The 25,941-nt window shown below is 63.7% G+C and carries 29 protein-coding genes; 12 read left to right on the top strand and 17 right to left on the bottom strand.

Annotation, left to right across the window (positions count from 1 at the left end):
- Positions 1-5: 5 nt before the first annotated feature.
- Both ESZ60_RS08445 and ESZ60_RS08440 read right to left on the bottom strand, forming a co-directional pair.
- Positions 6-968, bottom strand: a complete 963-nt coding sequence (locus ESZ60_RS08445; RefSeq protein WP_245155625.1) for an alpha/beta fold hydrolase — start codon at positions 966-968, stop codon at positions 6-8.
- Entirely contained in the window at positions 961-1,245 is a 285-nt protein-coding gene (locus ESZ60_RS08440; protein WP_134680130.1) for an SCP2 sterol-binding domain-containing protein, read from the bottom strand. Before ESZ60_RS08440 ends, ESZ60_RS08445 begins: the two co-directional genes overlap by 8 nt.
- A 59-nt stretch (positions 1,246-1,304) precedes the next feature.
- On the opposite strand from ESZ60_RS08440, the gene ESZ60_RS08435 reads away from it, so the two are divergent.
- The 5 genes from ESZ60_RS08435 (at position 1,305) to ESZ60_RS08415 (ending at position 6,547) form a co-directional block, all read left to right on the top strand.
- Positions 1,305-1,997, top strand: a complete 693-nt coding sequence (locus ESZ60_RS08435) for a tetratricopeptide repeat protein (RefSeq protein ID WP_245155628.1) — start codon at positions 1,305-1,307, stop codon at positions 1,995-1,997.
- Between the two features lies 1 nt (position 1,998).
- Complete coding sequence (locus ESZ60_RS08430) at positions 1,999-4,914, top strand: helicase-related protein (protein ID WP_134680129.1); 2,916 nt, start codon at positions 1,999-2,001, stop codon at positions 4,912-4,914.
- Positions 4,911-5,189 carry an RNA-binding S4 domain-containing protein gene (locus ESZ60_RS08425; protein ID WP_134680128.1) on the top strand — a complete coding sequence of 93 codons (279 nt, stop codon included), beginning with the start codon at positions 4,911-4,913 and terminating at the stop codon, positions 5,187-5,189. The genes ESZ60_RS08430 and ESZ60_RS08425 overlap by 4 nt, the downstream gene beginning before the upstream one ends.
- 158 nt (positions 5,190-5,347) lie before the next feature.
- Positions 5,348-5,686 carry a ferredoxin FdxA gene (fdxA, locus tag ESZ60_RS08420; RefSeq protein WP_134680127.1) on the top strand — a complete coding sequence of 113 codons (339 nt, stop codon included), beginning with the start codon at positions 5,348-5,350 and terminating at the stop codon, positions 5,684-5,686.
- A gap of 351 nt (positions 5,687-6,037) precedes the next feature.
- Positions 6,038-6,547 carry a CarD family transcriptional regulator gene (locus ESZ60_RS08415; protein WP_134680126.1) on the top strand — a complete coding sequence of 170 codons (510 nt, stop codon included), beginning with the start codon at positions 6,038-6,040 and terminating at the stop codon, positions 6,545-6,547.
- A gap of 143 nt (positions 6,548-6,690) precedes the next feature.
- On the opposite strand, the gene ESZ60_RS08410 is transcribed toward ESZ60_RS08415, so the two are convergent.
- Complete coding sequence (locus ESZ60_RS08410) at positions 6,691-7,014, bottom strand: FYDLN acid domain-containing protein (RefSeq protein ID WP_134680125.1); 324 nt, start codon at positions 7,012-7,014, stop codon at positions 6,691-6,693.
- A 139-nt stretch (positions 7,015-7,153) separates the two neighbouring features.
- On the opposite strand from ESZ60_RS08410, the gene ESZ60_RS08405 reads away from it, so the two are divergent.
- Both ESZ60_RS08405 and ESZ60_RS08400 read left to right on the top strand, forming a co-directional pair.
- Entirely contained in the window at positions 7,154-7,849 is a 696-nt protein-coding gene (locus ESZ60_RS08405; RefSeq protein WP_134680124.1) for a M48 family metallopeptidase, read from the top strand.
- A gap of 39 nt (positions 7,850-7,888) precedes the next feature.
- Positions 7,889-8,539 carry a GntR family transcriptional regulator gene (locus tag ESZ60_RS08400; protein WP_134680123.1) on the top strand — a complete coding sequence of 217 codons (651 nt, stop codon included), beginning with the start codon at positions 7,889-7,891 and terminating at the stop codon, positions 8,537-8,539.
- A gap of 33 nt (positions 8,540-8,572) precedes the next feature.
- Here ESZ60_RS08400 and ESZ60_RS08395 read toward each other — a convergent pair whose 3' ends face one another.
- The 5 genes from ESZ60_RS08395 to scpA form a co-directional block, all read right to left on the bottom strand.
- On the bottom strand, positions 8,573-9,889 hold the full coding sequence (locus tag ESZ60_RS08395; RefSeq protein WP_134680122.1) for a homoserine dehydrogenase: 1,317 nt from the start codon (positions 9,887-9,889) through the stop codon (positions 8,573-8,575).
- A 64-nt stretch (positions 9,890-9,953) separates the two neighbouring features.
- Entirely contained in the window at positions 9,954-10,448 is a 495-nt protein-coding gene (locus ESZ60_RS08390; protein ID WP_245155624.1) for a hypothetical protein, read from the bottom strand.
- 26 nt (positions 10,449-10,474) lie between these two features.
- Entirely contained in the window at positions 10,475-11,299 is an 825-nt protein-coding gene (locus ESZ60_RS08385; RefSeq protein ID WP_134680120.1) for a glycosyl transferase, read from the bottom strand.
- Positions 11,300-11,370: 71 nt separating this feature from the next.
- The gene (locus ESZ60_RS08380; protein ID WP_134680119.1) at positions 11,371-11,862 is read right to left on the bottom strand and encodes a GNAT family N-acetyltransferase; all 492 of its coding nucleotides are present in this window, start codon (positions 11,860-11,862) and stop codon (positions 11,371-11,373) included.
- Positions 11,859-14,003 carry a methylmalonyl-CoA mutase gene (scpA, locus tag ESZ60_RS08375; protein WP_134680118.1) on the bottom strand — a complete coding sequence of 715 codons (2,145 nt, stop codon included), beginning with the start codon at positions 14,001-14,003 and terminating at the stop codon, positions 11,859-11,861. Before scpA ends, ESZ60_RS08380 begins: the two co-directional genes overlap by 4 nt.
- Before the next feature lie 57 nt (positions 14,004-14,060).
- Here scpA and ESZ60_RS08370 point away from each other — a divergent pair, with 57 nt between their 5' ends.
- Together ESZ60_RS08370 and ESZ60_RS08365 are read left to right on the top strand one after the other, a co-directional pair.
- Positions 14,061-14,579: a DUF4174 domain-containing protein gene (locus ESZ60_RS08370; RefSeq protein WP_134680117.1), complete on the top strand. Its 519-nt coding sequence runs from the start codon at positions 14,061-14,063 to the stop codon at positions 14,577-14,579.
- Between the two features lie 58 nt (positions 14,580-14,637).
- Positions 14,638-14,823, top strand: a complete 186-nt coding sequence (locus ESZ60_RS08365; protein WP_134680116.1) for a hypothetical protein — start codon at positions 14,638-14,640, stop codon at positions 14,821-14,823.
- A 30-nt stretch (positions 14,824-14,853) separates the two neighbouring features.
- Here the strand turns inward: ESZ60_RS08365 and ESZ60_RS08360 are convergent, their stop codons facing one another.
- On the bottom strand, positions 14,854-15,588 hold the full coding sequence (locus ESZ60_RS08360) for a hypothetical protein (RefSeq protein WP_134680115.1): 735 nt from the start codon (positions 15,586-15,588) through the stop codon (positions 14,854-14,856).
- Position 15,589: 1 nt separating this feature from the next.
- Entirely contained in the window at positions 15,590-17,587 is a 1,998-nt protein-coding gene (locus ESZ60_RS08355; protein WP_134680114.1) for an acetyl-CoA carboxylase biotin carboxylase subunit, read from the bottom strand.
- A 71-nt stretch (positions 17,588-17,658) separates the two neighbouring features.
- Between ESZ60_RS08355 and ESZ60_RS20725 the strand changes: the two genes are divergently transcribed.
- Positions 17,659-18,240: a hypothetical protein gene (locus tag ESZ60_RS20725; RefSeq protein WP_167620091.1), complete on the top strand. Its 582-nt coding sequence runs from the start codon at positions 17,659-17,661 to the stop codon at positions 18,238-18,240.
- 112 nt (positions 18,241-18,352) lie between these two features.
- Here ESZ60_RS20725 and ESZ60_RS08340 read toward each other — a convergent pair whose 3' ends face one another.
- The 7 genes from ESZ60_RS08340 to ESZ60_RS08315 all read right to left on the bottom strand — a co-directional run bounded on the left by ESZ60_RS08340 (position 18,353) and on the right by ESZ60_RS08315 (position 24,430).
- Positions 18,353-18,766, bottom strand: a complete 414-nt coding sequence (locus tag ESZ60_RS08340; protein ID WP_134680111.1) for a hypothetical protein — start codon at positions 18,764-18,766, stop codon at positions 18,353-18,355.
- 93 nt (positions 18,767-18,859) lie between these two features.
- Positions 18,860-18,997: a hypothetical protein gene (locus tag ESZ60_RS20720; protein ID WP_167620090.1), complete on the bottom strand. Its 138-nt coding sequence runs from the start codon at positions 18,995-18,997 to the stop codon at positions 18,860-18,862.
- A 181-nt stretch (positions 18,998-19,178) separates the two neighbouring features.
- On the bottom strand, positions 19,179-19,841 hold the full coding sequence (locus ESZ60_RS08335) for a DUF6497 family protein (protein WP_134680110.1): 663 nt from the start codon (positions 19,839-19,841) through the stop codon (positions 19,179-19,181).
- 25 nt (positions 19,842-19,866) lie between these two features.
- On the bottom strand, positions 19,867-21,399 hold the full coding sequence (locus ESZ60_RS08330) for an acyl-CoA carboxylase subunit beta (RefSeq protein WP_134680109.1): 1,533 nt from the start codon (positions 21,397-21,399) through the stop codon (positions 19,867-19,869).
- A 111-nt stretch (positions 21,400-21,510) separates the two neighbouring features.
- Positions 21,511-22,386 (bottom strand): hypothetical protein, encoded by an 876-nt coding sequence (locus ESZ60_RS08325; RefSeq protein WP_134680108.1) that lies wholly within the window; start codon positions 22,384-22,386, stop codon positions 21,511-21,513.
- A gap of 180 nt (positions 22,387-22,566) precedes the next feature.
- Positions 22,567-23,337, bottom strand: coding sequence for a Bax inhibitor-1/YccA family protein (locus ESZ60_RS08320; RefSeq protein WP_134680107.1), 771 nt, complete (start codon positions 23,335-23,337; stop codon positions 22,567-22,569).
- Between the two features lie 124 nt (positions 23,338-23,461).
- Entirely contained in the window at positions 23,462-24,430 is a 969-nt protein-coding gene (locus ESZ60_RS08315) for an NADPH:quinone oxidoreductase family protein (protein ID WP_134680105.1), read from the bottom strand.
- 166 nt (positions 24,431-24,596) lie between these two features.
- On the opposite strand from ESZ60_RS08315, the gene ESZ60_RS08310 reads away from it, so the two are divergent.
- The gene (locus ESZ60_RS08310; protein WP_134680103.1) at positions 24,597-24,956 is read left to right on the top strand and encodes a helix-turn-helix domain-containing protein; all 360 of its coding nucleotides are present in this window, start codon (positions 24,597-24,599) and stop codon (positions 24,954-24,956) included.
- Between the two features lie 77 nt (positions 24,957-25,033).
- Positions 25,034-25,879 (top strand): inositol monophosphatase family protein, encoded by an 846-nt coding sequence (locus ESZ60_RS08305; protein WP_134680101.1) that lies wholly within the window; start codon positions 25,034-25,036, stop codon positions 25,877-25,879.
- Positions 25,880-25,941: the final 62 nt, after the last annotated feature.

Below are 25,941 nucleotides of genomic sequence, written 5' to 3'. Positions count from 1 at the left end.
CGGTTTCAGCCCTGCCGCGTGGCGCCAGCGAAATGCGCGATGATGGCCTGAACGAAAGGCGTCCTGATGCGGTCACGTTCCATCAGCGGTTCATGCCGCGCGCCGGGCAGAAGCATCAGCCTTGCCTCGGGCCAGCGCTCGACCCGCTGTCGGATCGCCTCGGCCGAGACGATGCGCTCGTCGCTGCCCAATCCGACCAGCGTCGGAACATCGGGCGCGGGCAATGGCGCCAACCTGCGGCATTCGGCCAGGGCCTCGGCAAGCCAGTGATTGGTGACGCCGCCGATCGCAAGCTCGGGCCAAGCGGCCGCTTCGGCGATCATGCGCCCGAAACGCGTCCCGTCCGAAGTCAGCAAATTTTCGTGAAAGGTCCGCTTCAGGACCAGAGGCTCATAGCCGCCCGAACGCGGTGCTGCCCGCTCGGCATGGCCCAGATGCCGGGCAATGGTCGTTACCACCCGCGCCAGCGCGATCGTGGCGCGCGACAGGCCGAGGCCCCACATCGGCGCCGAAAAGGCCGCACTGCTGACCGGCATCCCGTCCTGCATCGCGGCAAGGCCAATGGCCCCGCCCATGGAATGGGCCAAGAGATGCCAGGGCCGGGGCAGGGACATCTCTCCGGCGGTGACCAGCAGTTCCACGACATCGCGCTGATAGTCCCGGAAGGCATGGACATGGCCCGGCCGGGGATCTGCGATCAGCCGGTCGGAAAGCCCCTGTCCGCGCCAGTCCAGAGTCAGGACATGATACCCGGCGGCATTCAGTTCCAGCGCAAGTTCGTTGTATTTCTCGACATATTCGGTGCGGCCGGGAAAAAGCAGGACGGTTCCCGCCGCCTCGCGGGCAGGCCAGTGGCCCGCCCGGATCCGCAGTCCGTCATCAGCGCGCAGCCAGAAGCAGCGCGCGGAGGATGCCGGATCTCCCGGCAGGCTGTGAAAGGGGGCATCCCCCATTGCGGGATCAGCCAAGCAGGGTCCCGAGCTTCATCGCCATTCCCATCGAGCCATCGACCTTCAGCTTGCCCGACATGAAGGCCATGGTCGGATTGACTTCGCCGTTCAGCAGACCCTCGAAGGTTTCGCGGCTGGCGGTCAGGGTGACATCGGCCTCGTCGTCGGCGGCGCGTGCGCCGTTCTCGTCGATATAGACGCTGCCTTCGCCCTCGATGACGAATTTGGCAGTGCCGTCGAAGCCCTTGGCTTTCGGATCCAGCGCGGCGACAGCCGCTTCGACCACTTTGCTCATGATATTTTCTCCGATGCCCGTATCTGGAAATGAGTGGGTGTGAAAGTTACATAGTGGATATGCGTTGGCTAGAGTCCCATTACCAGATTGCCGTAGCGACAGTGTTAAGCCTGTCGCTGGCCCTGCCACATATGGCGCTGGGGCAGTCAGACGTGCCGCTGCCCGCGCCGGATCTGCCAGCGCCGGAAAGCGGGCCTGCGGCGCCCGAGCCGCCGAGCGCGGCCTTGACGCCCGCCGAGCCCGAGGACCGAACCGCCGAGGCGCGGCTGCGTGAACGCGAGGACCTGGATCTGCTCTTCGCCGAATTGGCCCAGACCGAGGGCGAGACCTGGGCGCGGGCGGAAACGGATATCCTGCGCATCTGGTCGCGCTCGGGTTCTGCGGCAATGGATCTGCTCTACAAGCGCGGAGAAGCCGCTCTGGATGGGGGCGAGCTTGAGGCAGCCATCGGGCATCTGACCGCGCTCACCGATCATGCCCCGGATTTCGCCGCGGGTTGGTATCTGCGCGGGGTGGCGCTTTACCTGAACGGGGATATGGGACCGGCGATCTCGGACATGATTCAGGCGCTGGCGCTCGAGCCGCGCCATTTCCCCGCGCTGACGCAGTTGGGAACCATGTCAGAGGAATTGGGGGATGACGCGAAGGCGCTGAAGGCGTATCGCGCGAGCCTCAAGATCCACCCGCATCAGGAAGATGCGGCCGACGCGGTGCAGCGTCTGGAAAACAAGACGAAGGGCACGGACGCCTGACATGCAGGACAGATCTCGGGTCACGGCCGTTCTCGGCCCGACCAATACTGGCAAGACACATTACGCGATCGAACGGATGCTGGCGCATCGCACGGGGGTCATCGGCCTGCCGCTGCGGCTGCTGGCGCGCGAGGTCTATGACCGCATCGTGAAGGCGCGCGGACCAAGCGTCGTGGCTCTGGTCACCGGAGAGGAACGTATTGTTCCTGAGCGGGTGCAATATTGGGTCGCGACCACCGAGGCCATGCCCGAGGTCGGGGCCGATTTCGTCGCCATCGACGAGATCCAGCTTTGCGCCGATCCCGAGCGGGGGCATGTCTTTACCGACCGGTTGCTGAATATGCGCGGGTTGCATGAGACGCTTTTGCTGGGCAGCGATACCATGCGCCCGGCCATTGCGGCTTTGGTCCCCAATGTGCAGTTCATGCGGCGCGAGCGCTTCTCGACCCTGACTTGGGCGGGCTCGAAGAAGATCAGTCGCATGCCGCCGCGCTCGGCAGTCGTCTGCTTTTCGGTGGATGAGGTCTATGCGACGGCAGAACTGATCCGCAGGCAGAAAGGCGGCTGTGCCGTGGTGATGGGGGCGCTGTCACCCCGGACACGGAATGCTCAGGTCGCGATGTATCAGCAGGGCGATGTCGATTACCTCGTCGCGACCGATGCCATTGGCATGGGGCTGAACCTCGACATCAAGCATGTCGCCTTTTCCGGGACCGAGAAATTCGACGGTCGCCGCTATCGTCCGCTCTTCCCCCATGAGTTGGGACAGATCGCCGGGCGCGCTGGGCGGCATACCGAGCCGGGAACATTCGGGGTGACCGGAGATGCAGGACAACTCGAAGAAGGGCTGATCGAGGCGATCGAGAATCACCGCTTTCAGCCGATCTCGCGGCTGATGTGGCGCAACGCCGCGCTGGAATTCGGCACGATCGAGCGGCTGATCCAGAGCCTCGAGACCTCGCCGCAATCCGAATGGCTGACGCGGGGGCGCGAGGCGGATGACCTGCGCGCCCTCAAGGCGCTGGCATCCATGCCCGAGATCCGCGAGCGGGTAAGCCATCCCAAGGATGTGCGCCTCTTGTGGGATGTCTGCCGGATCCCTGATTTCAGGGGCATTTCTCCTGCGGAACATACGACCCTGCTCGCGCGCATCCTTGGCTTCCTGCAAGAGGGGACGGTCCCCAGCGAGTGGCTCGCCGGGCAGATCAAGCGCATCGACAAGGTGCAAGGGGATATCGACACCCTGTCGAAACGCTTGGCATTCATCCGGACATGGACTTATGTCGCGCAGCGTAGTGGCTGGGTGGCGGACGAAAGTCATTGGCGCGCCGAGACGCGCGCTGTAGAAGACCGCTTGTCAGATGCGCTGCATGCAGCCCTGACTCAAAGATTCGTGGACCGGCGCACTTCAGTTCTCTTGCGCCGGCTCAAGCAGAAGGAGAGCCTTGTGGCCGAGGTGAACGACAAGGGCGAAGTGACGGTTGAAGGCGAATTCGCCGGCCGTCTGGAAGGTTTCCGCTTCCACGCCGATCCCAGCGCAACCGGAGACGAGGCGCGTATGCTGACGCGTGCGTCCTATGAGGCATTGCGCCCCGAATTCCATCTCCGGGCCGACAGGTTCTACAACGCTCCGGATACCGAACTGGACTTTACCGAACAGGGCGGCCTGATGTGGGGCAGCTCGGCAATCGGCAAGCTCGTGAAGGGCTCCGAGGCGCTGAAACCCGGCGTCGAGCCCTTCGTGGACGAGGAAGCCGGTCCCGAGATCATCGAGAAGGTCAAGCGCCGCCTGCAGCATTTCATCGACCGCAAGGTCGCGACGGCTTTCGAGCCGCTGCTCGCGCTGAAGAATGACGAAAGCCTGACCGGCCTCGCGCGCGGTTTCGCCTTCCGTCTCGTCGAGGCGCTGGGCGTGATCCCGCGCGAAGGCGTGGCGAACGAGGTCAAGGAGTTGGACCAGGAATCGCGGGGCCTGCTGCGCAAGCATGGCGTGCGTTTCGGTCAGTTCACCATTTTCCAGCCGGCGCTGCTGAAACCCGCGCCGACGCGTCTGCGTCTGGTGCTGTGGGGGCTGGATCAGGGTCTGGGCGAGTTCCCGGAAAGCCCGCCGCCGGGCCTCGTGACCATCCCGAACCTGCCTTCTGTGCCCAAGGGCTATTACACGCTCTCGGGCTATCACCCGGCGGGCGAGCGCGCGATCCGCATCGACATGCTGGAACGCCTCGCGGACATGCTGCGCAACCATGACAGCCGCGCGGGCTTCGAGGCCACCGCCGATATGCTCTCGATCACCGGCATGACGCTGGAGCAATTCGCCGGGCTGATGGGCGGTCTGGGCTATCGTGCTGAGAAGGCCGAGCGCGCCAAGGCGCGCGCCGAGGCCGCTCCGGTCGCGGAGGCCGTGGCCGTCGAGGCCGATCACGAGCATCCGCTGACCGAAGAGGAAAGCGTCCTCGTCGCCGAGACCCGGGCCAAATGGGAAGCCGAGCAGGCCGCCCGCAAGGCCGCCGAGGCCGAGGCTGGCGATGCGCCCGTCGAAGCCGATGCCGAGGCCGCCGCGCCCGAGATGGAAGTGTATTACACCTTCACCTGGGCACCGCGTCCGCGTGGCAACCGCCGTCCCGAACGCGGTGTCGAGCAGGGTGGCGGTGAACGTCAGGGCAATCGCGGCCCGCGTCGGGACCGTGACGCTGCCGAAGGGCAGGGCGGCAAGCCCCGTTTCGAAGGCAAGCGCCGTGACGACCGTGGCGAGCGTTCGGATCGCGGCCCCAAGGGCGGCAAGCCGCGCTTCGAAGGCAAGGGCAAGCCGCGCCATGACGGGCCGAAAAGCTTCGAGGCCCGCCCGCCGCGCGCCGAGAAAAAGATCGACCCGGATAACCCCTTCGCGATCTTGGCCTCGCTCAAGAACAAGTCGTGAGCCAAACCGATGCTGCAGCCGGCCTTCGCCTTGATCGCTGGCTGCATCACGCCCGTCTGTTCCGGACCCGCACCCTTGCCGCCGATGCGATCGGCCGCGGCGGGATCCGGCTCAACGGCAACCCATGCCTGAAACCTGCGCAGACGGTCCGTCATGGTGATACCGTGACGGTCTCGGCGCATGGCAGGGTCAGGGTTCTGCGCGTCCTCGATCTGGGCGAAAGGCGGGGTTCGGCCAGCGTGGCGACGGCGCTTTACGAAGAGCTGGACGGCTGAAACGGCGGGGGAAGTTTTTCCCCCATTCGCCGCGAAGCACGAAAGCATTTCCTTGCGGTCCTGTCACGGAACGATTGGGGTCTTTTCCCGTCCTGCGGCCTTGCATGATCCGGGCTGCAAGCGTAACTAGCCGGCAAGATACAGGATAGCTTGCCGCCATGACCTACGTCGTCACCGATAACTGCATCATGTGCAAATACACCGACTGCGTGGAGGTGTGCCCCGTGGATTGCTTCTACGAGGGTGAAAACACGCTGGTCATCCATCCCGACGAATGCATCGATTGCGGCGTCTGCGAACCGGAATGCCCGGCTGACGCGATCCGCCCCGATACCGAGCCGGATATGGAGAAATGGGTCGAGTTCAACCGCAAATACTCGGAGCAATGGCCGGTCATCACCCGCAAGAAGGAGCCGATGCCCGGCTATGCCGAGATGGACGGCCAGTCCGGCAAGCTTGAGAAATATTTCTCGGAGGCCCCGGGCGAGGGCGATTGATCGTCACGTCACGAAATCGGATTTCCACGCCGGAATGCCCGTGATTCGGGCGTTCCGGTCTTTGCATGTTCCCGGTATTTTCGCTCATTGTGCTGATTTGTTTGGTAAATTTTCCTCCCGGGCGCTCTCGATGACAATTGCCAGCGCGGCTTTGATTCAGACCGGATTTTGTGATACATTCCTGCAATAAATCGCCGTTCAGGCTGCTCACGCGGTCCGAGGGCGATGCTGCCTTGTCCTGACCTCTGCCCGGTCGGGGATGCATAAAAACATTGGTGGCCCAAAAGGTCGGGTGAGCCCGCCTTGTGGGCTTTTTGCGCCGAAATGTGGCGTCGCTGTGAAGGAAGCTCAATGTCGAAAGCCAAGAAGACCGAATTCCGCCCCGATGATTTCGTGGTGTATCCGACGCATGGCGTGGGACGTATCGTTTCGATCGAAGAGCAGGAAGTTGCCGGACTGCGTCTCGAGATGTTCGTGATCTCGTTCGAGAAAGACAAGATGACCCTGCGCGTGCCCACCGCGCGCGCGTCCGAAATCGGGATGCGTGGGCTCTCGACCCCGGATCTGGTGGAACAGGCGCTGGCAACGCTGAAAGGCAAGGCGCGGGTGAAGCGTGCGATGTGGTCGCGCCGCGCCCAGGAATACGAGCAAAAGATCAATTCGGGCGACCTGATGTCCATTGCCGAAGTCGTGCGCGACCTGCATCGCAGCGACGACCAGCGCGAGCAATCCTATTCCGAGCGTCAGCTTTACGAGGCAGCCCTTGATCGCCTGACCCGCGAAGTCGCCGCCGTCAGCGGCATGGACGAGGCCGGTGCGCAGAAAAAGGTCGATGCCGTCTTGGTGACGCGCGCGGCCTGAGGTCTTTAGACTGCCGCGACAGGGCACCCATTGGGTGCCCTTTTTCATGGCTGCGGCCGCCTCGCCCGAAAAAACCCGCATAAAAAAACCCCGGTCGCTGTGCGGCCGGGGTTTTCAGATCTTTTCCGCAGGTCGCGGCCAGATCAGTCTTCGTCCGAATCCGAGACATCGGCGATGTCGTCCAGCGACACGTCGCCATCATCATCGTCGTCATCCAGCAGATCATCGTCCAGATCGCCGCCATCGGCGTCGTCGTCCAGATCCTCGTCATCGACCAGGTCATTCTGGTCCTCGCCGCGCGAGGCGGTTTTTTCCGAGATCAACGAGCGCGAGCGTCCGTTGGTCAGGGCTTCGAGCGTGATGACATTGCCACAGGCCGGGCAGGTCATCGGGTCATTGTTCAGATCGTAGAAGCGGGTCGCACAGTGGGGGCACAGGCGCTTGGTGCCCCATTCCTCTTTGGGCATGGTCTTCTCTTTCCGCCGCAGTTAGATAAATCCGCTGTCCCCTGCCACAGGAGGCGCAGGCTGTCAAAGCCTTTTCCCTTGCGCGCGGGCATCGGTCAAGGCGCAATAGGTAACGAGGGACGCAAGCAGGTTCAAGGCCATGGGTCAGGGTGACGAACGGATTTTGGTCGGAGGCGATATTTCGGTGCTGCTGCGCCGCTCGTCGCGCGCAAGGCGCATGACGTTGCGGGTCACGCGGGCCGAGGGGCAGGTGGTCCTGACCCTGCCTCTGCGCGCCAGTCTGACCGAGGGCCGCGCCTTCGCGCAATCCCGCGCCGAATGGCTACGCCGGGTCCGCGCCGAGATGACGCCTTTGGCCCTGGTCCAGCCTGACGCGATGCTGCCGGTCGAGGGTGTGCCCTATGCGATCACCCCGGCCGCCACCCGCTCGGTCCGGATCGAGGGCGACCTGCTGCTGGTCCCCAAGGGGCGGCCGGTCGGCACCGTGGTCGCGGCCTTTCTGAAGCATCTGGCCCATTCCCGTCTGGTTCCCGCCTGTGACCGCCACGCGGCAAGGCTGGGGCGGCCGTTCCGTGCTCTGGCCCTGCGGGACACGCGGTCGCGATGGGGCAGTTGCACGCAAGACGGGCGGCTGATGTTCTCGTGGCGGCTTGCCATGGCGCCGCGCGAGGTGCTGGACTATGTCGCGGCGCATGAGGTCGCCCATCTCGCCCATATGGACCACTCGGCCGCCTTCTGGGCCGCGACCGAGCGACTTTATCCCGGCTATCAGATCCAGCGCGGCTGGCTGAAGAAGCATGGACACGAGTTGATGGCCTGGCGTTTCGAAGAATGACGCATTGACCTTGGCGGGGATTGTGATCACAGGTGTGGAATGAATATCTCGGCCCCCAGAACCTCGGAAAGCTCGGCCCATGAGCGGCTGTACCGCAATCTGCGCGGTCGTATCATGCTGGGCTTGCTGCCGCCCGGACAGCCCCTGACCCTGCGCGGACTGGCGGCCGAGCATCGCGTCTCGATGACGCCTGCCCGCGAGGCGGTGCGGCGACTGGTGGCGGAAGGGGCCCTGACGCTGTCCTCCTCGGGGCGGATCACCACGCCGGAACTTTCCGTCGAGCGCATCGAGGAGCTTGCAGCACTTCGCGCCCTGATCGAGCCGGAACTGGCGACCCGCGCGCTGCCCCGCGCGCATCAGGCTCTGATCGACCGGTTGGCGCTGATCAACGCGGCCATTGGCGAGGCCGCCGAGGCGCATGACGCGGTCGGCTACATCCGCACCAATCTGGAATTTCACCGCACGCTCTATCTGCGGGCGCAGGCTCCGGCGATGCTGGCGATCCTCGAAACGGTCTGGCTGCAATTGGGGCCGACGATGCGGGCGCTTTACGGGCGGGTGAAGCGGCAGGAGCCGCCGCGCCATCACCGCATGATCCTCGCCTCGCTCAGGGCCGGGGATGAGCCGGGGCTGCGGCTTGCGGTCCGGGCCGATGTGACCCACGGGCTTCGCCACCTGTCCCAAAACTGAAAACGCCCGCCGATGAGGGCGGGCGCTTCGGGTTCAGACCTCTTCGATCCGCAATTCGACCGGTTCTCCGGCAATGACGCCGGTGCGGGGCAGAGCCTCGATCGCGAGGTCGATGGCCTCGGGCGTGGTCTTGTGGGTGACGATCAGGACGGGCGCAATGCCTTCCAGATCATGCTTGCCATATTGCCGCATGCGGTCGATCGAGATGCCCGCATCCCCCAGAACGGCCGCCACCTTGGCCAGAGCGCCCGGCTTGTCAGCCAGCGCGAGGCGGATGTAATAGGCCGCAGGCACCGCGGTACGCGCCGCGATGGGCTTTGCAAGCTGCGTCGCGGGCTGGGCAAAGGCGGGCATGCGCACGCCGCGCGCGATCTCGACGATGTCTGACATCACCGCGCTGGCGGTCGGGCCTTCGCCCGCGCCGGCACCGCGCAGCACGATCTGGCCGACCGAGTCGCCCTCGATCACCACCATGTTGGTGCCGCCCTGCAATTGGCCGAGCGGGCTGTCGGCAGGCACGAGGCAGGGCGACATGCGCTGTTCCAGCCCGCGACCGGTCATCTGCGCGACGCCCAGCAATTTGATGCGATAGCCCATATCGGCGGCGCGGCGGATATCGTCGATGCTGACGCGCTCGATCCCCTCGATTTCGACCGAGGAAAAGGCCGGGCGGGTGCCGAAGGCGATCGAGGAGAGGATGGCGAGCTTGTGGCTGGCGTCGATCCCGCCCACATCCAGCGTCGGGTCGGCCTCAAGGTAGCCAAGCTGGCGGGCCTCTTCGAAGACGGTCTCATAGGGCAGGCCCGCGTTTTCCATCCGGGTCAGGATGTAGTTGCAGGTGCCGTTCATCACGCCCATGACGCGGCGGATCTCATTCCCGGCGAGCGATTCGGTCATGGTCTTGATGACCGGGATGCCGCCAGCGACGGCGGCCTCGAAGCGCAGCACGCAGCCATTTTCTTCGGCCAGTTCCGCCAGTTCCTGACCATGGATCGCCAGCAGCGCCTTATTGGCGGTGACGACATCCTTGCCGGCCTTGAGCGCTGCGGTCACGGCCTCGCGGGCAATGCCCTCGTCTCCGCCGACCAGTTCGACAAAGACATCGACGTCATCACGCAGGGCGAGCGCACGGGCGTCCTCTTCCCAGCCATAGGCTGAGAGATCGACATCGCGGTTCTTCATTCGGTCGCGGGCGCTGACGGCGGTGATGGTGACGGGCCGGCCTGCGCGCAGGGACAGCAATTCGGCGTGCTTCTGGATGATCTTGACGGTGCCGGTGCCGACCGTCCCCAGACCAGCGATGCCGAGACGAAGCGGAGAGGCATTTTGCCCCGAATTCTGGGCGGACATGGGAAGCTCTTCTCTATGGGTGAGGCGGTGTTAGCGGATGGCGATCAGGGTTGCAACGCGGGGCTCAGCTTTCCTCGTCGCCTGCCCAATATCCCTGCACGCCCGTGGCTTGCATGACATGCAGGACACGGTATGCGGTCTCGACGGTGATCCGGCTGATCTGTTGCACATCCTCGACCGTCAGATCCTGGCGATAGATCCCGCCCTTGGCATCGACAAAGGCGGGATGCCAGCGCGACGGGTCCGGGGTCGGCCGCCATGATGCGTGGCACAGCAGATTGCGATGGCTGCGGATCTCATAGAGGCGGTCGGTGATCAGGTCGCGTTCGCCCAAGCCGGGATGGCGACGCATCGCGCTGTCCATCTGTTCGATCAGCGTGCCGAGCGAGTCATCGGCGATATTGCCCATGCGGGCCATCCAGCCCTGACGCTGTCGCTCGGTCAGGTCTTCGGCCAGCCGCGCCTTGTCGAGGGCAAAGATCGTGCGCTTGATGATCTCTTCAAGCCAGCCGAAATCCGCGACGGCCTGCCCCAGCGCCGCCGCGAAATCGGCGGGCAAGGGGTGCCGTGCCTCGGGTGGGGGGGCTATTCCCGCCACAGCTTCTCGACCCATGTCACCGGGCGCAGGTAATGGCGCAGGTGCTTGCCGAGGCTCTCGCGGCGGCGGCCGTCGAAGGTGGCACGCAGGTGGTCCATCGGTTCGCGATGGGTGTCCTTGTCGTCCCAGCGCCCGGCAATCGCGTCCGGCGGATTGAGGTTGCCCGGAAAGATCACGATGCGGGTGGCGCTGGGAATGCGTGCCTCGCGGAAGTAATTCAGCGGGAAGTTCGGCACGCAATGCATGCGGAAATGCGCGAGCCAGCCCTTGGGCCAGAATTTCACGCCGCCCGGCGCGTTGCGGGTGACAAAACGCTGCTCGTACTTGTATTTATCCGCGGCAGCCTGGGGATCGGCGCGGAAGATATCCTGCAAGGGTTTCAGACTGCCCACCCGCATCCGATAGACCGAGGTCTGGCCGAGTTTCTCGAAAGGCGTGTTGGGGTTCAGCCCCAGCACCGTATCGTCTGGCTCGCCATAGCTGAAGAAATCATCGAGGCTGCCGGTCACGATGACATCGAGGTCGAGGAACAGCACCACCCCCGTCACATCGCCCAGATCGCCCCAGAGCCGCGATTTCGGCCATTTGCCGCGCGTGTTCACCGGGGCCTGATAGTCGAATTCGGGTAGGGGACGCACCGCGATATCGGGATGCAGACCGCTGCCGTCATCGGTGAAGCAGAACAGCCGGAAGGGCGGGGTGATATTGCGCGCAATCATCCCGTGCAGGCGGTTCACATATTCGGGGCCGAATTTCGCGCCCCATTTGATGCAGATGATCTGCTTGACCGTGCCGTTGCGACCGTCGTTCATGAAGCCCTCGTCTTTTCGGCTCGTCTTTTCGCGGGACTCTTTCACAGGGGCCGGATGCTGGCAAGGCGCGGTCAGAGGATCTTCTGCAACAGCACCAGATCCAGCCAGCGCCCGAATTTGCGCCCCGATTGCGGCAGCCGCCCGACCGGCTCATAGCCAAGCGCGAGATGGAAGCCGACGCCCGGCTCGTTTTCGCCCGAAACTCCCGCCACCATCGTATGCCCGCCTGCGGCGCGGGCGTGATCCTCGACCGCCTGCATCAACGCCCGGCCAAGGCCCTTGCCCCGCGCCCCTTCGGCCAGAACGATCGTATGCTCCATGGCATGGACATAGCCGTTGCCGCCCCTGAACTGGTCATAGGTGGCAAGGCCAAGCACCTCGCCATCCGCTTCGGCGACGAAGAACTCGCGCCCCGCCGCCCGGCGCGAGGCGATCATCAATGTCAGCCCGTCGAGGGTCTTTTCCTCGGAGGAAAAGGTGATCGTCGTCTCGCGAATGAGCGGGTTCCAGAAACCGAGGATCGCGGGCAGATCCTCGGGGGTCGCGGGCCGGATCTCGGTCATTTCGTCTGGGCTGCGCGGATCAGGCCAAGGATGTCGCGCGCCGCCGAGGGGATATTGGTCCCCGGCCCGAAGATCGCCTTGACCCCGGCTTTGCTCAGGAAATCGTAATCCTGCTGCGGGATGACGCCGCCGCAGATCACAATGATTTCCTCGGCCCCCTGATCCTTCAGCGCGGCGATCAGCTTCGGCGCAAGGGTCTTATGCCCCGCCGCCTGCGAGGAAATGCCCACGACATGCACGTCATTGTCGATGGCATCTTGGGCGGCTTCCTCCGGGGTCTGGAACAAAGGCCCGACATCGACATCGAAGCCGATATCGGCGAATGCCGTGGCAATGACCTTGGCGCCCCGGTCATGACCGTCCTGACCCATTTTCACCACCAGCATGCGCGGGCGGCGGCCCTCGGCCTCGGCGAAGCTTTCGACGTCGCGCTGGATCTGCGCGAAGTCATCATCGCCCTCATAGGCCGCGCCATAGACACCCGCGAGCGTCTTGATCTCGGCGCGGTGGCGGCCGAATTCCTTTTCCATCGCCATGCTGATCTCTCCCACGGATGCACGGGCGCGCGCGGCCTCGACCGCGGCCTCCAGAAGGTTGCCACCCTCGCGGGCGCGGCGGGCCAGCTCTGCCAGAGCGGCGGTGCAGGCGGCCTCGTCGCGGCTGGCGCGGATGCGGGTCAGGCGCGCGATCTGGGCCTCGCGCACCTTGATGTTGTCGATGTCGAGAATGTCGATCGGGTCTTGCTGGGCAAGGCGGTATTTGTTCACGCCGACAATGACCTCTTCGCCACGGTCGATCATCGCCTGACGGCGGGCGGCGGTTTCCTCGATGCGCAGCTTGGGCATCCCCGAAGCAACCGCCTTGGTCATGCCGCCCATTTCCTCGACTTCCTCGATCAGCGCCCATGCCTTTTCGGCCAATTCGGCGGTCAGGCTTTCGACGTAATAGCTGCCCGCCAAGGGATCGACGACATGGGTAATGCCGGTTTCCTCTTGCAGGATCAGCTGGGTATTGCGGGCGATGCGGGCGCTGAACTCGGTCGGAAGCGCAATCGCTTCGTCCAGCGCATTGGTGTGCAGCGATTGCGTGCCGCCAAGCGCCGCCGCCATCGCCTCGTAAGCCGTGCGGACGACGTTGTTATAGGGGTCCTGTTCCTGCAGGCTGACGCCCGAGGTCTGGCAATGGGTGCGCAGCATCAGGCTGCCCGGCTTCTTCGCGCCGAATTCCGTCATGATGCGGTGCCAGAGCAGGCGGGCGGCGCGCAGCTTCGCCGCCTCCATGAAGAAATTCATCCCGATCGCGAAGAAGAACGAGAGCCGCCCGGCGAACTGGTCCACATCCATCCCGGCCTTGAGCGCGGCGCGGACATATTCGCGCCCGTCGGCCAGGGTATAGGCCAGCTCCTGCACGAGGTTCGCCCCGGCCTCCTGCATGTGATAGCCCGAGATCGAGATCGAGTTGAATTTCGGCATCTCGTTCGAGGTGTATTCGATGATGTCGGCGATGATGCGCATCGAAGGCTCGGGCGGATAGATATAGGTGTTCCGCACCATGAACTCTTTGAGGATGTCGTTCTGGATCGTGCCCGAGAGCACGGCGCGGGAATGGCCTTGTTCTTCGCCGGTGACGATGAAATTCGCGAGGATCGGGATCACCGCGCCGTTCATCGTCATGCTGACGCTGACTTTATCCAGTGGGATGCCATCGAAGAGGATCTTCATATCCTCAACGCTGTCGATGGCGACACCGGCCTTGCCGACATCCCCTTCGACGCGGGGATGGTCGCTGTCATAGCCGCGATGGGTGGCCAGATCGAAAGCGACCGAGACACCCTGCTGCCCCGCCGCCAAGGCCTTGCGATAAAAGGCATTCGATTCCTCGGCGGTGGAAAAGCCCGCATATTGCCGGATCGTCCAAGGCCGTCCCGCATACATCGTGGCGCGTGGGCCGCGCGTATAGGGGGCGATACCCGGCAGGCTGCCCATATGCGGCAGGTCCTTCACATCCTCCTCGGTGTAAAGCGCTTTTACGGCGATTCCCTCCAGCGTGTTCCACGTCAAAGAGGCGGGATCGGCGCCCTTCAACTCCTTGCTCGCGAGATTTTGCCATATTGCGAGGGTCGCTTTGTTGCTTTCGGTCATCTTCGATCCTTTCCCATGGCCCGGCGGCTCTTATATTCAAGGAGAGACGGGGGGGCGATGAAACTCAAACGGTTGATTTTTCTGCTGCTGGTGCCGCTGGTCGCGGCGATGGGCGATCGTCCTGCGGATGAGACGCGCCACCAGCCATATGTTCGGGGCGAGGTTCCCGCCGCACGCGACGGCGAGGCCGGGCGCGACAGGGCCAATGCGCGCGAATTGCGCGTGCTGGACGCGGCCGAGGCCGATCCGGCGGAATTTCTGTGGCAGGCGCGGCCCGTCGTGGTCTTTGCCGATACGGCTGCCGATCCTGCCTTTGTCGAGCAACTTGCCGCGCTCAGGCGTGACCCGGCCGCGCTGACCCGGCGCGACGTGGTCGTCATCACCGATACCGAGCCGCAGGCGGCGAGCATCTGGCGGCGGCAATTGCGCCCCGAAGGTTTCTCGCTGGTGCTTCTGGACAAGGACGGGCAGGTCAAGCAGCGCAAGCCCGTGCCCTGGTCGGTGCGTGAGATCTCGCGCGCGATCGACAAATTCCCGTTGCGCCTGCAAGAGATCGGTCGCGCGGGCCTGCCCTGAGACTTGCCAAAGAGGCGCGGATTTCCCATATTGCAAAGGCAATCGCAGGAGAAATGACATGGACCGCTTGCCATATGCCATTCCTCTCGACCCCGCGTCGGCATCGGAGGACGCGCGCTTCTCGGCGTATCGCGGGATTGAAGCCGCCTATACCGAGAGCAGGGACGATCTGGATTGGAGCCTCGAGATGTCGCATGACCCGATGAAAATTCCGGGCCATTCAGGGCCGCGTCCGACCTACTAAACGCCGCAATCACGTTCTGCGGGGCAAGGCTCATTGCGCGCCTCCGCCCGGCGGGCTCTCTGGCTTCGGAGGGGCGAATTCCCGCAAGGCGATTTGCGCCGATTGCGCGACATATTCCCGGACCGCGTAATAATCGAGATAGGCCAGCCTGCGCCGTGCAATCGGCAAGGCGTTGAACTGGGGGCTGCTCAGCTCTTGCGCAAAGCCGCGCATGTCCTGCAAGCGGGTGTAGAAGACCACCGCGATATTGACCTGATGCGCAGGCAGCCGGTGCAATTCGGTCGAGAGTTTCAAGAAGATGATCGGTTCGCGCTCGACGGTCATGAAGGGGCGGAAGGCCTCGCCCTGCTCCTCGATCTCGCGTTCCAAGCTGTCGCGCAGATCGGCCACCCGATAGGCGTTGAACGTATCTGCATAGGTCTGGATCTCGGCATGCAGCGCGATTTGCAGATCGCGCTGATCCTCGCGCCGCTCGGTGATGCGGCGATCTTCCTGAAAGATGAAGGTCACGAACCAGCCCAGCACCACGACAATGGCCGGGACCATGGTGCGCAGCACCTCGCTGTCCAGCCCTTGCCCCAAGAGCCAGGCGATCAGCAGCCCGCCGATGACGAGCATCGGCAGGGAGATCGCGAAAAGCCGCAGATAGACGCGACTGGCATCATAGAAGCGCGCGACCGGCGGCAGGATCACCACGAGCATCAGGATGGCAAGCCCAAGCGCAATCCCTGCCCAATCGCTGGAGACGAACTGGGCGGGATGCATCCTATTCGAACTCCAGGATCACGTCATCGACCTTGAGGCTTTCGCCAGCAGCCGCATTGACGGATTTCACCACGGCCTTCTTCTCGGCGCGCAGGATGTTCTCCATCTTCATCGCCTCGACCGTGGCCAGAGCCTGCCCCTCCTGAACCTCATCACCCGCTGCGACATTCACCCGCACAACCAGCCCCGGCATCGGGCAGAGCAGGAATTTCGAGGTATCGGGCGGCAGTTTCTCGGGCATGAGGCGGGCAAGCTCGGCGGCGCGGGGGCGGCGGATCTGAGTCTTCAGATCGGCCCCGCGCAGCCGCAGCCGATAGCCCGAGGGGATGCGGTCCACTTTCATCACCAGCGGGCTGCCATCGACCGAGATACGGGCAAGGCTCTGCCCCGGCAGCCAATCGCTTTCGCAGCGCAGCTTGGCCCCCGCGATCTCTACGGTCGAGCCTTGCTTGTCGGCGGTGATGCGGACGGGGATTTCCTGGCCCGCCAGAGTCACCACCCAGTTTTCCCCGACATGGCGTTCGTGATTGTCAAGCCGCCCCGAGATCCGGGTGCGGCGGATCTCGGCCACGCGATGCATGGCGGCGGCGGCGGCGGCGATGCGGGTGATCTCGGCCTCGGGCAGGGTCGCGCCGGTGAAGCCTTCGGGATATTCCTGCGCGATGAAGGCGGTCGAGATGTCGCCCGAGATGAATTTCGGATGGTCCATCACCGCCGACAGGAAGGGCAGGTTATGGCCGATGCCCTCGACCTCGAATTCGTCGAGCGCGAGCCGCATCTGCCCGATGGCCTCGCCGCGCGTCGGCGCCCAAGTGCAGAGCTTGGCGATCATCGGGTCGTAATACATGCTGATCTCGCCGCCCTCGAAAACGCCGGTATCATTGCGGATGACATGGCTCGCCTCGGCCATCTCGGCCGGCGGGCGATAGCGCGTGAGCCGCCCGATCGAGGGCAGGAAATTGCGATAGGGGTCTTCGGCGTAAAGACGGCTCTCGATCGCCCAGCCGTTGATCTTCAGGTCCTCCTGCGCGAAGGGCAGGGGCTCGCCATCGGCCACACGGATCATCTGCTCGACGAGGTCGATCCCGGTGATGAGTTCGGTCACCGGATGCTCGACCTGAAGCCGGGTGTTCATTTCGAGGAAATAGAAGTTCCGCTCGGCATCGACGATGAATTCGACGGTCCCGGCGCTGGTATAGCCGACGGCGCACGCCAAGGCGCAGGCCTGCTCGCCCATGGCCTTGCGGGTCGCTGCGTCGAGGAAGGGCGAGGGGGCCTCTTCGATGACCTTCTGGTTGCGACGCTGGATCGAGCATTCGCGCTCGTGCAGATAGACGCAATTCCCATGCTGGTCGGCGAGAACCTGAATCTCGATATGGCGCGGCTGCGTCACGAATTTCTCGATGAAGATGCGGTCATCGCCAAAGCTGTTCGCCGCCTCGTTCTTCGAGGATTCGAAGCCTTCGCGGGCCTCTTGGTCGTTCCAGGCGATGCGCATGCCCTTGCCGCCGCCGCCGGCGCTCGCCTTGATCATCACCGGATAGCCGATCTGGGTCGAGATCCGCACCGCCTCTTCGGCATCGGCGATCAGGCCCATGTAGCCGGGCACGGTCGAGACCCCGGCCTCCTGCGCGATCTTCTTCGAGGTGATCTTGTCGCCCATGGCCTCGATGGCGGGCGAGGGCGGGCCGATGAAGGCGACGCCCTCGGCCTCCAAGGCTTGGGCGAATTTCATGTTCTCGGAGAGAAAGCCGTAGCCGGGATGGACGGCCTGCGCGCCGGTCTGGCGGATCGCCGCCATGATCTTGTCGATGACGATATAGGACTGGTTGGCGGGGGCGGGGCCGATATGGACCGCCTCATCGGCCATCTTCACGTGCAAGGCGTTGCGGTCGGCGTCGGAATAGACCGCGACGGTCTTGATGCCCATCTTGCGGGCCGTCTTGATGACCCGGCAGGCGATCTCGCCCCGGTTGGCAATCAGGATTTTCTCGAACATGCTTGGCTTCCCCCCGAGGCAGTCGTCAGACGTGAAAAAGCCGCCCCGGATCTGCTCCGGGACGGCTGGGAATGATCGAGGCCGCGCGGCGCGCGCGCAGGCCGATCAGATTATTGGCAGAGCCTGACGTCGTTGCAGAGCGCGCCTGCGGCTGCACCGGCAGCCGCGCCACCGACGACGCTTTCACCTGCGAGGTCGGCGATAACTGCGCCGGCTCCTGCGCCGATAAGGGCGCGGTCGGCATCGGTCGGGTTGATGCCCTGCGTGCAGCCGGCAAGACCCATGAGGCCAAGGCCCAGAACGAGAGCGAGTTTCTTCGACATGTGTTCTTCTCCGTAGATCGGGCCGCGACGGGCTTTACCGCGCCGCGGCAGACCGAAATTTCAGAATTAGTAGCGGCGCTGGCAGACGCCGGCGTCGTCGCAAAGCGCACCGGCGCCCGCGCCGATGAGCGCGCCGGTTCCGACGTCCTCGTCAAGGATCTTGGCGACGGCCGCACCGGCCAGAGCGCCGCCGGCAGCGCGCTGCGCGTCGGGCGACATGGTCGAGCCACCGTAGGGGCTGGGTTCGCATGCGGCAAGACCGGCGACCAGAAGAGCGGCGCCCGAAAGACGGAGGATGACGGAGTTTTGCATAGCTCTTTGCCTGTATAACTGGCCCGATTTTGGACCGTTCGTGAATAAGGTGCAGGCAATATTGCATGCCGCATGACCCGAAGGAACTGACAACGATGTGAAACTGCGGGACTACGCGGCAATCCGCTCATTATGCGTCGTCCTCGTCGTCCCAGTCCTCGTCGTCAAAATCGACATCGTCCCAGTCAAAGGCCGGAGGCTCGGCGGCGAAAAGTGCAGGGAAGCTGGCTTCGGCTTTCTTCATGTCGACGCGCAACATCTGCTCGTAATCGGTAGGGTCCAGTTTCCCGACCGGCACGACCTCACGCCCGATCAGCCAGGAAAGGCGTCCGGCGTCGAGATTGCCGCGCTCAAACGGTTCCTCGCCGAAGAGTTGGATAAGCGCGGCCATGAAGCCTTCATCGGCGCGTTTGTCGGCAACCTTGCGGTCGCGGAAGCGCTCGCGCCTCACGATGGGCGTGGCGCCCTTTTTGTTGGCGCGGCGGATGGTGAATTGGAAATCTGTTCCGGGAAGGCGGCCCGGAAACCCGCGATGCTTCAGCATGACATGCCCCATTGTGGGATCAAGGGATCACGCAGGGTGCAGGGCGGCCGCGAAATGCGCGGGCCGCCGAGCAGCCCGCGCTTGGCAAGGTGCTCAGTTGGCGCCGTATTTGCCCTGATAGACCGGCTCGGTGGTGACCGGAACCGGCGCGATGACTTCGGGCTCTTTCTTGGCGCAGGCCGAGACGGCGAGGCTGGCCAGAACCAGGGCCAGGGCGATTTTTTTCGACATGATGTCTTGCTCCTGTAGTACGGGATCGTTTCGTCCCGACTGCTCGTTAAAGATTCGGCCGCCCCATGCGACCGCGCGGCAACCATATCGGCATGGCGCGCCCCGTCACAGGCGGGCGAAAAGCTGCGTCGCCGCGGTTTCGCCTGCTGTGGCAGTGCTGCATCACGGTCTGCATGCGCCATTACCAAGGCTCCCATTCGCAGGAATCGCGGTCGGGGGGAAGCCGGAATGCTTCAAATAGCTGAAGCACCTCTGGATCGTAGATTCCAAAGGGGATGTCCTTGTCGGCAATGCTGATGACAATCTGCTGGGGCCGCGGCGCGGGGCTTGCGATGCGCGGCAAGACCCAGTTCTCGCAGAGCCAGACGATGTCGTCATGCACCGGGTCCTGAGCCAGGACATCGGGGGCGGCGGGCAAGGCCGGATCCTCGATCATTCCGTCAGCCTCGATCTCTGCGGCATCGAGGTCCTCGGGCGCGCTGCCCGCGTCTTGCGGAACCGGGGATAGCTGCAATTCGTCGATATCGACAAGGCCGTCGTCGATGTAATCGTCGCCCGACGCGTCGCCCCCGGCCTCTGTGTCAATCTCGATGGGCGGCCTTTCGGCCAATTCGGGCTCGGTCGCCGAGCCGCTTGTCGAAGGCACGCGCGCGGCAAGATCGGGCATCAGAAAGCGGAAACGATAGGTCAGGCCGCTGCCCCCGGCACTGTCCTGCAGCGTCTCGAGCCAGCGCAATTCGGCCCCCGAGGGCAGTTCGATGCGCGTCCCCGGCGCATCCGTGGCTGCCGCGGGCGATGCGAGGGCCAGAAACATGGCACTGGCTGCACGAGAGGGGGTCTTCATGTCCTGCCTATCGGGTCAACGGTCGTCAGAGCGGAATATTATCGTGCTTCTTCCACGGATTTGCGAGCTTCTTGCCGCGCAGGCTGGCAAAGGCGCGTGCCACGCGCCGCCTTGTGGAATGGGGCTGGATCACCTCGTCGATGAAGCCCTTCTCGGCGGCGACAAAGGGGTTTGCAAAGCGGGTCTCGTAATCATGGGTCCGCTCGGCGATCTTTTCGGCATCGCCAAGCTCGCTGCGATAGAGGATCTCGACCGCGCCCTTGGCGCCCATCACCGCGATTTCCGCAGTGGGCCAGGCATAGTTGAAATCGCCGCGCAGGTGCTTCGAGGACATCACGTCATAGGCTCCGCCATAGGCCTTGCGGGTGATCACCGTCACCTTGGGCACGGTCGCCTCGCCATAGGCAAAGAGCAGCTTCGCGCCATGCTTGATGACGCCGCCATATTCCTGCCCGGTGCCCGGCAGGAAGCCCGGTACGTCGACGAATGTCAGGATCGGGATCTCGAAGGCGTCGCAGAAGCGCACGAAACGCGCGGCCTTGCGCGAGCTGTCGATATCGAGGCAGCCCGCCAGCACCATCGGCTGGTTCGCGACGACGCCGACGCTCTGGCCCTCGATGCGAATGAAGCCGGTGATGATATTGGCGGCGAAATCCTTCTGGATCTCGTAGAAATCGCCCTCATCCGCGACCTTGAGGATCAGTTCCTTCATGTCATAGGGCTGGTTCGGATTCTCGGGGATCAGCGTGTCCAGGCTGCCCTCGATCCGGTTCGGATCGTCGAAAAAGGGCCGGGTCGGGGCCTTTTCGCGATTGTTCAGCGGCAGGAAATCGACCAGGCGGCGGATCTCGGTCATGGCCTCGACATCATTCTCGAAGGCGCCATCCGCGACCGAGGATTTTTTGGTATGGGTCGAGGCCCCGCCCAATTGCTCGGCCGTGACGACCTCATTCGTCACGGTCTTGACCACGTCCGGGCCGGTCACGAACATGTAGCTCGTATCCTTCACCATGAAGATGAAATCGGTCATCGCCGGGGAATAGACCGCGCCGCCGGCGCATGGCCCCATGATGACCGAGATCTGCGGCACCACGCCCGAGGCCAGCACGTTGCGCTGGAAAACATCGGCATAGCCCGCGAGCGAAGCCACGCCCTCCTGGATGCGCGCGCCGCCGGAATCGTTCAGCCCGATCACTGGCGCGCCGTTGCGCATTGCCATATCCATGATCTTGCAGATCTTCTGGGCATGGGTTTCCGACAGCGAGCCGCCGAATACGGTGAAGTCCTGCGAGAAGACATAGACCATGCGGCCATTGATCGTGCCCCAGCCTGTCACCACCCCGTCGCCATAGGGGCGGTCGTTCTCCATCCCGAAATCGGTTGAGCGGTGGCGCACGAACATGTCGAACTCTTCGAAAGAACCTTCGTCGAGAAGAAGTTCAAGCCTTTCGCGGGCAGTCAGCTTGCCGCGCGCGTGCTGTGCGTCGATCCGACGCTGGCCGCCGCCCAGCCGGGCATCCTCGCGCCGCGATTCGAGTTGGTTCAGGATGTCCTTCATATGCGCCTCCCCGGATTTGGGGCAGATTAGGCATTTCGCTGCATTGCGGAAAGGCGAAATTTGCAAATTTTACAAAGCCCGACCGCCGCAAAAAGTAAAATTGCAAAACCTTCAGGGTGCGATGAATTCGACATCCGGCATCGCGGCAATGCGGGCCACATCCTCGTCATAGAGATCCGAGATGTGATCGACCAGATCCTGGGTCCATCCCGGCAAGGTGATCTCGGTCTCGATCTGGTCCAGCCTTGCATGTTTGGCCAGCGCCGCGGCAAAGATCTCGCGCCGGGTATCAATCGTCAGCCGCTCTTGCTTGGACATTTCCTCGCGGATCATGTCGATCCCCTCGGGATTGAGGATGTCGCCCAGCATTTGCAGGCCAGCCTTGAGCGGCACGTCGCTGGGCATGGTCGCAAGGCGGCGCACCACTTCTGGCCAGATCAGCGAGGTATCCTCGTGGCACCAGAGCACAAGCCGGTGCTCGGGCAGGGCCTGGCGAATGGCGCGGATCGTCGGCTCCCAGCGCAGCGACTCGGGCGCGATGCCGGCCATGACATCGGGATAGGGGCGGGTTCCGTCCTGCGCGAAGATGAAGGAAAGCAGCGTGGCGGGGTTTTTCAGCGCAATGAAGAATTCGATCTCGGCCGAGGGAAAGAGCGTGGCGAGCGTTGCCAGTTTCTCGGGAGCGCTGGCATATAGCCCGTCGGGCGAAACGGCCCGCTCGGCCTTGCCCAGGAATGTCGGCGTGCTGCACAGGATCCGATGCGGGTTGTCGCTGTCGAGCATGGCGTCCAGCATCACGCGTTCCATTTCGGGCGTGGCGGGTGCGCCCTGCAGCGAGTTCAGCGCTTCGGGAAAGACATCGCGATGCTTGTTCGGGGTCAGGGGTTCAATGCCATGGGCGAGCAGCCAGTCGCGGTTTTGCGTCAATGTCTTGACCATGCGGTACAGATCGGTGCCATGGGCTCCGCAGTGAAAGGCGACCTGCATGCGAAAGAGACTCCTGCCTTATGATTTGCCCCGACATTATCGGCCATTTCCGGACAGGGAAACTGCCTCTCTCTTTGCGCGGCGCGGTGGCCCCTCTGCCTGAGGCGGGCGGCAATGAAATTGGCCCGCCAGGCGATTGCCTGGCGGGCCGAAATCTTGTCCTTGGACGTCTGTGCAGCCTTATTCGCGGTTGCCCATGAATTGCAGCAGGAACATGAACAGGTTCAGGAAATCGAGATAGAGCTGCAGCGCGCCCATGATCGCGGATTTGCCCAGAAAATCACGGTCGGAATGCGCCAGTTGCAGATAGGTGTTCTTGATGTTCTGCGTGTCGAAGGCGGTCAGGCCAGCAAAGATCAGCACGCCGATCGCCGAGATGGCGAATTGCATCGCGCCCGATTTCAGGAAGATGTTGACGATCGAGGCCACGATCAGCCCGATCACACCCATCATCAGGAAGGTGCCAAGTCCCGACAGATCACGCTTGGTCGTGTAACCGTAAAGCGACAGGCCCGCGAAGGCGATTGCCGTGACAAGGAAGGTCTGGACGATCGAGAAGGACGTATAAGCCGCAAAGATCCAGCTGATAGAAATACCCATCAGCGCGGCAAAGACGTAGAACATCGTCGTCGCACCCTGGACCGAGAGGCGGTTCAGCGCGGCGCCAAAGGCAAAGACCATGGCCAGGGGCGCGAACATCACCACCCATTTCAGCGGCGACAGGTAAAGCGTCTTGCCGAATTCGGTCAGATAATGCCCATTGCCAAGAGCGTATTGGGTAGGCGTGTCGGACAGCGCAAGCCCCGCGATGCCCCAGGCCGCGCCCGCGGTCACCAGCATGCCCACGGCCATCAGACCGTAAACCTTGTTCATATAGGCGCGAAGGCCTTCATCCACTGCGGCCGAGCGCGTCGCGGTCCCGGCCGTGCGGATCGATTGATAGTCTTGCATGGGAACTCCCCCGGTCGAAAAGCGCGGTGCGGCCTCATCGGCCGACCTTCCAGCGGAATATTGGCAGCCAGAGCGGATTTTTCAATCTTGCGATGATGAAAAGGCAAGGAAAAACGCCGAAAACCTAGATGGTCACGATGATTTTCCCGACCACCTGCCGGCTTCGCATCAATTCATAGGCCTCGTCGAGCCGGGCAAGGGGCAGGGTCGCTCCGATTTGCGGTTTCAGACTGCCTTTCGCGTAAAGCCGCATCAGATCGGACAGATCCTGCTGCATCACTTCGGGCGCGAGCTTGCGATAGCCTCCCCAGTAAAAGCCGTGGATAGCAATATTCTTGACCAGCGCATGGTTCAGCGGCAGGGCGGGCGGCTCTCCTGCGGCGAAACCGATCGAGAGAAAGCGCCCGCCGGGCCGGATCGCGCCAAAGGCGGCTTCGCCGCTTCTGCCCCCCACAGGGTCGTAGACGATATCGACGCCGCCAAGCTCCTTGAGCGCGCGGCGCAGATCGCCGCAGCTCTCGCTGTCGATCACCTCATCGGCGCCCGCGCTACGCAGGGCTGCGGCCTTGTCCGCGCCCCGCGCGACGGCGATGACCCGCGCGCCCAGGGCGGCGCCGATCTCGACCGCGGTCAGGCCGACACCCCCGCCCGCGCCCAGCACCGCGAGGGTTTCGCCCGTCCTCAGGCCGGCGCGGCGGGTCAGTGCCATATGGCTTGTGCCATAGGCGATCAGAAAGCCTGCGGCCTCGGCATCCGTCATGCTGTCCGGGATCGGAATACAATGCGCGGCAGGGACGATATTGGCCTCGGTCATGGTGCCCTGGCTGAAGACCGCGACCCGCGTGCCGACGGCAAGTTCGACGCCGGGGCCGGCCTCGAGGACCTCTCCCGCGCCCTCCAGGCCGGGGATGAAGGGGTATTCGGGCATGTCCTGATAGCGGCCCTGCTGCATCAGCAGATCGGCGAAATTCAGGGCGGCCGCGCGGAACCTGACGAGAACTTGTCCCCTAGCGGGATGGCCGGGAGACCACTCGCCAAATAGGGGAGGACTTGACTTTTCAGACAACCTCGTCACTTTCCAGTATTCAGCCATCGGTTCCCCTGTCATATTTCCCGCAAGGTGTCGGTTTGGACGGATATTTTAGACTGTGCCGCGAACAATTGACGCAGGATTGCCTGTTGGGTCAATCGAGTCGTTTGCCGGTCGAAATGCAGGTCTGGATCATATTGCGCCCGTATAGATTGAGTGAGGTGTTACGATGAAGCATAATGTCGATGTCCATGTCGGGAAACGAATCCGCCATCGTCGCTGGATGATCGGGATGACCCAGCAGCAGCTTGCCGAGAAGGTGGGTATCAAGTTTCAGCAGATCCAGAAATACGAGACCGGCATGAACCGGGTCTCGGCATCGCGCCTTTGGGATATCGCCCAGGCGGTGGATGTTCCGATCAGCTTCTTCTTTGACGGCATAGAGGAAGGGCAGATCCCAACCCCGGTTGAAGGCGATATCCTGGCGGATAAAGAGGCGCTGCAACTCGTTCGCGCCTATTATGCCATGCCCGAGGCACAGCGCCGTCAGATCTTTGAACTGGCGCGGGTTCTTTCCGACGCCGCCTGAAAAATCGGATCGGACGGGTTTCTCTTTGCCCCACTCCCGGCTAAGCCATTCTGCATGGCAGGAAGGCGGGTGCAGAGATGGAAGAAAAGCGCGATCCAGAAAACGGGCGGCTGTCCGTCCCGGCAGAACTTACTGATAGCCTTGTGGCCGTGGCCCATCGTCTTGCCGATGCCGCCCGGCGCGAAACCCTTGCCCTGTTTCGCAGCCCGGATTTGAACCCGGTCAACAAGCTTGCCCAGGGCTTCGATCCGGTGACCGAGGCGGACCGGGCGAGCGAGCGTGCCATGCGCGAGATCCTTGCCCGCGAACGCCCCGAAGACGCGATTCTGGGCGAGGAATATGGCGCCAGCCCGGGCACCTCCGGCTTGACCTGGATCCTCGATCCGATCGACGGGACGCGCGCCTTCATGGCCGGCGCGCCCAGCTGGGGCGTGCTGATCGCCGTGGCGGATGCGCAGGGGCCGATCTATGGGATCGTCGACCAGCCGCATCTTGATGAGCGTTTCGAAGGCGGCTTTGACCGCGCGCTGCTTACGGGTCGGGGCAATACGCAGGCGCTTGCCTCGCGTCGCGGCGTGGCGCTGGCGCAGGCGACGCTGATGACGACCTATCCCGAAGTTGGAGACGCCGATGAGCGCGCTCGCTTCGACCGGGTCGCCTCGCGGGTGCGCCTGACGCGATACGGGCTGGATTGCTACGCCTATGCGCTCTTGGCGGCGGGCCATGTCGATCTGGTGATCGAAGCGGGCCTGCAATCCTATGATGTGGCCGCCCCGATCGCGGTGATCGAGGCGGCAGGCGGAGTCGTGACCGACTGGACCGGCGGGCCGGCCCATCACGGCGGCCGCATCCTTGCCGCGGGCTCGCCGGAATTGCACGCGGCGGCACTGGAACTTCTGGCCGGGCCTTTCGCAGCCGATTGAGGCCCGGTGCCGCTGCCATTAAGGTGCCCCAAAGAGCCGGAAATGCGCCAAGCAGGAGCCAG

This window comes from Paracoccus ravus, assembly GCF_004522175.1.
GTDB lineage: Bacteria > Pseudomonadota > Alphaproteobacteria > Rhodobacterales > Rhodobacteraceae > Paracoccus > Paracoccus ravus.
The sequence above is the reverse complement of the archived record's forward strand: the minus strand, read 5'-3'. Positions and strand labels throughout refer to the sequence as shown.

Excerpts from the sequence above, each read along its gene's own strand:
- ESZ60_RS08440 (WP_134680130.1), bottom strand. The coding sequence starts at position 1,245 with ATGAGCAAAGTGGTCGAAGCGGCTGTCGCCGCGCTGGATCCGAAAGCC.
- ESZ60_RS08435 (WP_245155628.1), top strand. The coding sequence starts at position 1,305 with ATGCGTTGGCTAGAGTCCCATTACCAGATTGCCGTAGCGACAGTGTTA.
- ESZ60_RS08430 (WP_134680129.1), top strand. The coding sequence starts at position 1,999 with ATGCAGGACAGATCTCGGGTCACGGCCGTTCTCGGCCCGACCAATACT.
- fdxA (WP_134680127.1), top strand. The coding sequence starts at position 5,348 with ATGACCTACGTCGTCACCGATAACTGCATCATGTGCAAATACACCGAC.
- ESZ60_RS08415 (WP_134680126.1), top strand. The coding sequence starts at position 6,038 with ATGTCGAAAGCCAAGAAGACCGAATTCCGCCCCGATGATTTCGTGGTG.
- ESZ60_RS08410 (WP_134680125.1), bottom strand. The coding sequence starts at position 7,014 with ATGCCCAAAGAGGAATGGGGCACCAAGCGCCTGTGCCCCCACTGTGCG.
- ESZ60_RS08405 (WP_134680124.1), top strand. The coding sequence starts at position 7,154 with ATGGGTCAGGGTGACGAACGGATTTTGGTCGGAGGCGATATTTCGGTG.
- ESZ60_RS08400 (WP_134680123.1), top strand. The coding sequence starts at position 7,889 with ATGAATATCTCGGCCCCCAGAACCTCGGAAAGCTCGGCCCATGAGCGG.
- ESZ60_RS08395 (WP_134680122.1), bottom strand. The coding sequence starts at position 9,889 with ATGTCCGCCCAGAATTCGGGGCAAAATGCCTCTCCGCTTCGTCTCGGC.
- ESZ60_RS08385 (WP_134680120.1), bottom strand. The coding sequence starts at position 11,299 with ATGAACGACGGTCGCAACGGCACGGTCAAGCAGATCATCTGCATCAAA.
- ESZ60_RS08380 (WP_134680119.1), bottom strand. The coding sequence starts at position 11,862 with ATGACCGAGATCCGGCCCGCGACCCCCGAGGATCTGCCCGCGATCCTC.
- scpA (WP_134680118.1), bottom strand. The coding sequence starts at position 14,003 with ATGACCGAAAGCAACAAAGCGACCCTCGCAATATGGCAAAATCTCGCG.
- ESZ60_RS08370 (WP_134680117.1), top strand. The coding sequence starts at position 14,061 with ATGAAACTCAAACGGTTGATTTTTCTGCTGCTGGTGCCGCTGGTCGCG.
- ESZ60_RS08365 (WP_134680116.1), top strand. The coding sequence starts at position 14,638 with ATGGACCGCTTGCCATATGCCATTCCTCTCGACCCCGCGTCGGCATCG.
- ESZ60_RS08360 (WP_134680115.1), bottom strand. The coding sequence starts at position 15,588 with ATGCATCCCGCCCAGTTCGTCTCCAGCGATTGGGCAGGGATTGCGCTT.
- ESZ60_RS08355 (WP_134680114.1), bottom strand. The coding sequence starts at position 17,587 with ATGTTCGAGAAAATCCTGATTGCCAACCGGGGCGAGATCGCCTGCCGG.
- ESZ60_RS20725 (WP_167620091.1), top strand. The coding sequence starts at position 17,659 with ATGATCGAGGCCGCGCGGCGCGCGCGCAGGCCGATCAGATTATTGGCA.
- ESZ60_RS08340 (WP_134680111.1), bottom strand. The coding sequence starts at position 18,766 with ATGCTGAAGCATCGCGGGTTTCCGGGCCGCCTTCCCGGAACAGATTTC.
- ESZ60_RS20720 (WP_167620090.1), bottom strand. The coding sequence starts at position 18,997 with ATGTCGAAAAAAATCGCCCTGGCCCTGGTTCTGGCCAGCCTCGCCGTC.
- ESZ60_RS08335 (WP_134680110.1), bottom strand. The coding sequence starts at position 19,841 with ATGAAGACCCCCTCTCGTGCAGCCAGTGCCATGTTTCTGGCCCTCGCA.
- ESZ60_RS08330 (WP_134680109.1), bottom strand. The coding sequence starts at position 21,399 with ATGAAGGACATCCTGAACCAACTCGAATCGCGGCGCGAGGATGCCCGG.
- ESZ60_RS08325 (WP_134680108.1), bottom strand. The coding sequence starts at position 22,386 with ATGCAGGTCGCCTTTCACTGCGGAGCCCATGGCACCGATCTGTACCGC.
- ESZ60_RS08320 (WP_134680107.1), bottom strand. The coding sequence starts at position 23,337 with ATGCAAGACTATCAATCGATCCGCACGGCCGGGACCGCGACGCGCTCG.
- ESZ60_RS08315 (WP_134680105.1), bottom strand. The coding sequence starts at position 24,430 with ATGGCTGAATACTGGAAAGTGACGAGGTTGTCTGAAAAGTCAAGTCCT.
- ESZ60_RS08310 (WP_134680103.1), top strand. The coding sequence starts at position 24,597 with ATGAAGCATAATGTCGATGTCCATGTCGGGAAACGAATCCGCCATCGT.
- ESZ60_RS08305 (WP_134680101.1), top strand. The coding sequence starts at position 25,034 with ATGGAAGAAAAGCGCGATCCAGAAAACGGGCGGCTGTCCGTCCCGGCA.